Raw genomic sequence first — 3,618 nt, 5'->3', positions numbered from 1 at the left:
CCCCGCCCCTGCTGCCCCCACTGCCAGTCGTTCGACAGCGAGTGGCGCCGCATGAGCGGCCGCGGCCGCATCTGGTCGTACGTCGTCCCGCATCCGCCGCTTCTCCCGGCCTACGCGGACCTGGCGCCGTACAACGTCGTCGTCGTGGAACTCGCCGAGGAGCCCCGCCTCCGCCTCGTCGGCAATGTGGTGGCCGCCCGTGACGCGCCGCCGAACTCGGTGCCGCCCGGAAGACTGCGCATCGGCGCCCCGGTGAAGGCCGTCTTCACGGAGATCGCCCCGGGTGTCACCGGCCCGCGCTGGCTGCTGGAGCGTCCGTGAGCGTCCGGACGGAGATCGGCACCGCGAACGGCACGGTGAACGGGACGGAACCGGCGGGCGGGAAGGATGCGACGGACGCGACGGGCGGGAACGCGACGGGCGGGTCCGTCGGCGAGGGCGTCGCGCTCGTGACCCTCGACCGGCCGGAACGCCACAACGCGATCGACCTCGACATGGCCGCCCGGCTCGCCTCGGTCTGGCGGGCCCTGCGCGTGGACGACCGGGTCAGGGCCGTCGTCCTCACCGGCGCGGGCGAGAAGGCCTTCTGCACCGGCATCGACCGCTCGGCCGAGGTGCCGCAGCCCTCGTCCCCGTACTCGGCCGACGATCCCCTGCTCACCGTCGGGCCCAAGGCGAACGACCTGTGGAAGCCGGTGATCGCGGCGGTGAACGGGATGGCCTGCGGCGGAGCCTTCTACCTGCTGGGCGAGGCGGACTTCCTCGTCGCCGCCGAGAACGCGGCCTTCTTCGACCCGCACACGACGTACGGGATGGTCAGCGCGTACGAGTCCATCGCCATGGCGGGGCGGATGCCGTTCGGGGAGGCCGCGCGGATGGCGCTGATGGGCTCGGCCGAACGCATCTCGGCGCGCCGGGCCCACGAGACCGGGCTGGTCTCCGAACTCGCCCCGGCCGGGGGCGCGGTGGCGGCCGCGCTGCGCTGCGCGGCCGTCATCGCCTCGTACCCGACGGCGGCGGTGCAGGGCACGGTGCGGGCGCTGTGGGCGGCGCGGGAGGGGGCCCGTGCCACGGCTCTGGCGCAGGCCCCGCACCTCATCGCGCTCGGCAACCTGCCGCCCGCCGAGCAGGCCGGCCTGTTCCGGGCCCGCCGCAGGGAGTTCCGGCTGCGCTGACGGCCCCGAGCCGGGCGGGCCGGACGGGCCCTGCGCGGTCGGGCGGGACGGCGGACGGAGGGCGAACGGAGGTCAGGCGGAGGTGCGCGTCACCTGGGTCACCCGGCACTCGAAGCCGGTGGCCGTCTCGCCGTCCTTCAGGACGTACGGGGTGGCCACGTCCACGGTCTCGCTGCTGCTCGGCTGCACCAGCGGGATGCTGGGGGTCCGGGCGGCGATCTCCTTGCCGCTCGAGTCGGTGAACTCGACGGTGAACTTGTAGTCGTAGGACCTGCTGGTGCTGCTGTTGGTGGCCCGGACACGTGCCTGGAGGCCCACCGCTTCGTCGTAACGGCAGGACTCGATCCTCAGGTCGTCCATCGCCTTGTCCCTGTTCCCGCTGCCGCCCGAGCCGGAGCCGCTGCTGGAGCCGCTGCCGGTCGTTCCCCCGGTGGAGGACAGACCGCTGTCGTCCGAGTCGTGGCCGGAGCCGCCGGTGCTGCTGGAACCACCACCGCTGGAACTGCTGGAGCTGCTGCTCGAACCGCTGCTGCATCCGCCGCCGTGGGAACCGCGAGCGCCGGTGAGCGCGACGACGGCGATACCGAGGATGGCGATGGCGCGGACATGACGGAGCTTCACGTCTTCAACCCCCGTTGAATTCGCTGGATTTGGCGGCACAGAGGCCGCCCGAGCCCTTCGATTTGACGGGCGCACGTCACAGTAGCAGCGATCTCGTGCCGCTCTGTCCCAGCTTCGTCCCGGTGGGGTCACCGCTCGCCACGAGGGCCAACCTCGCTGCCGCCGGGGGCGTCCCGGCCCGTTCCGCCCACGCCATCGGGGGACATGAACGGCATGGCGCAGCACGATCCGGCGGCGCCCCGCAGCGGCGCGGGGCCGTGCCGGCACGCGGCCGGGCCGCGCGGGCGCGACCGGCCCGGCGGACCCGCGGGCGCGGGTGACGAGCCGGGCTGCCCGCGGAGCGCTCAGCGGGCGCCGCTCCGCCCGGTGCCGGTGCCCTTCTGCGCGTCCAGCGCGTACACACAGCGGTCCTTGCTGCACGCGTACACGACCCCGCCCGCGGCCACCGGCGAGCCGGTGATCTCACCACCCGTCGCAAGCTTCCAGCGCAGCTGCCCGCCCGCCGCGTCCAGCGTGTACAGGCAGTGGTCGGCGGAGCCGAAGTGCAGCCTGCCGTCCGAGACCACCGGCGCGCCGACGACCTCGCCGCCCGCCGCGAACCGCCAGCGCGGGGCGCCGGTGACGGCGTCCAGGGTGTAGAGCGCGCTGCCGCTGCCGACATGGACGTTGCCGCCCGCGACCAGCACCGGCTCGACGGACTGGCGGGCCTCCGTCGCGATGCGCCAGCGGTCGCGGCCGTCCGCCGCGTCCAGGGCGTAGACCGTGCCCAGGTAGTCGGCGAGGTAGACGCCGCCGCCCGTCACGGCCGGGCCGGGCGCGAACGCCGGCGGGGACAGGAAGACGGCGGGCGCCTCGAAGTGCCAGCGGACGCTGCCGGTCGCCACCTCCAGGGCGATGACACGGGTACCGGCGCTGACGTACACCACGCCCTCGGGGGCGGCGAGCAGCCGCAGCGGCACACCACCGCAGGAGGCCGCGTCACCGACCGGGTACGACCAGCGCTCGGCGCCCGTACGCGCCTCCAGGGCGCGCAGCCGGGCGTCCTTCCACACGAAGACCGTGCCCTCGTGGACGACGGGCCCGGCCTCGGGTGTCTCGAAGTCCGTCTGCGCACCCGTGAGTTCCCACAACTTCTCGCCGTTGGCGGCCTCCCAGGCCTGGACGCCGCCGCCGCGGGTACCGGTGACGACGGTGCCCCGGTCGACCTTCAGCGAGTACACCCAGGCGTCGGTCTGCAGCCGCCACCGCTCGGAGCCGTCCCTGGCGTCCAGCGCGTACAGCGTCGGCCCGTCCGAGGCATGGATCCGGCCCGCGGCCACGGCCATGGACCAGGCCACGTCCCGCGTCTTGAACTGGCGCCGGCCGGAAGCCACGTCCAGGGCGTGCACCTCGAAGGAGGTCACGTAGAGGAGGTTGTCGGCGACGACCGGAGTACCCCACACGTCGTTCGACATGCGGAAGCGCCAGGGCCGCCAGCCCGAGGCGGCCGCCCCTTCCGGTGACGTGGCGGGACCCGGTACGGGCGGGCCGTCGCCGTTCGCCGGTCCGCCCGCCGGCCCGTGCGGCTGGTTCACCGCGGACTGCGCGGGCCCGGCGCCTCCGGGCGGCCGGATCCAGCCGGTGCCGGGCGGGTCGAGCTCCACGTGCGGGCGGCCCGCACGGGCGTCGGCGACCCGGGGGCCGGGGCCGATGGGCACCGGGGAGCCGGCCAGGCGCACCGGTCCGTCCGGGGGCGCCGTCACCGGGGCGGCGGCACGGGCCGGGGCCGCGCCGGCCCGTGGGTCCTGCCAGGCCGCGTCCCAGTCGGGCGGGACCGCTCCCC

General features: G+C 75.2%; 4 protein-coding genes. 2 read left to right on the top strand and 2 right to left on the bottom strand.

From position 1 onward, the window contains the following. Both GUY61_RS36105 and GUY61_RS36100 read left to right on the top strand, forming a co-directional pair. A partial coding sequence (locus GUY61_RS36105; RefSeq protein WP_166634527.1) for a Zn-ribbon domain-containing OB-fold protein occupies positions 1-321 on the top strand: 321 nt, incomplete at its 5' end. Continuing rightward, positions 318-1,175: an enoyl-CoA hydratase/isomerase family protein gene (locus GUY61_RS36100; RefSeq protein ID WP_398958167.1), complete on the top strand. Its 858-nt coding sequence runs from the start codon at positions 318-320 to the stop codon at positions 1,173-1,175. The genes GUY61_RS36105 and GUY61_RS36100, both read left to right, overlap by 4 nt. A gap of 72 nt (positions 1,176-1,247) precedes the next feature. Here the strand turns inward: GUY61_RS36100 and GUY61_RS36095 are convergent, their stop codons facing one another. Both GUY61_RS36095 and GUY61_RS36090 read right to left on the bottom strand, forming a co-directional pair. After that, entirely contained in the window at positions 1,248-1,796 is a 549-nt protein-coding gene (locus GUY61_RS36095; protein ID WP_166634526.1) for a hypothetical protein, read from the bottom strand. Between the two features lie 344 nt (positions 1,797-2,140). Continuing rightward, the coding region (locus tag GUY61_RS36090) for a PQQ-binding-like beta-propeller repeat protein (RefSeq protein ID WP_166634525.1) at positions 2,141-3,618 on the bottom strand (1,478 nt) is incomplete at its 5' end.

Source organism: Streptomyces sp. GC420, from assembly GCF_009916105.1.
In the GTDB taxonomy this organism is placed as follows: domain Bacteria; phylum Actinomycetota; class Actinomycetes; order Streptomycetales; family Streptomycetaceae; genus Streptomyces.
The sequence above is the reverse complement of the archived record's forward strand: the minus strand, read 5'-3'. Positions and strand labels throughout refer to the sequence as shown.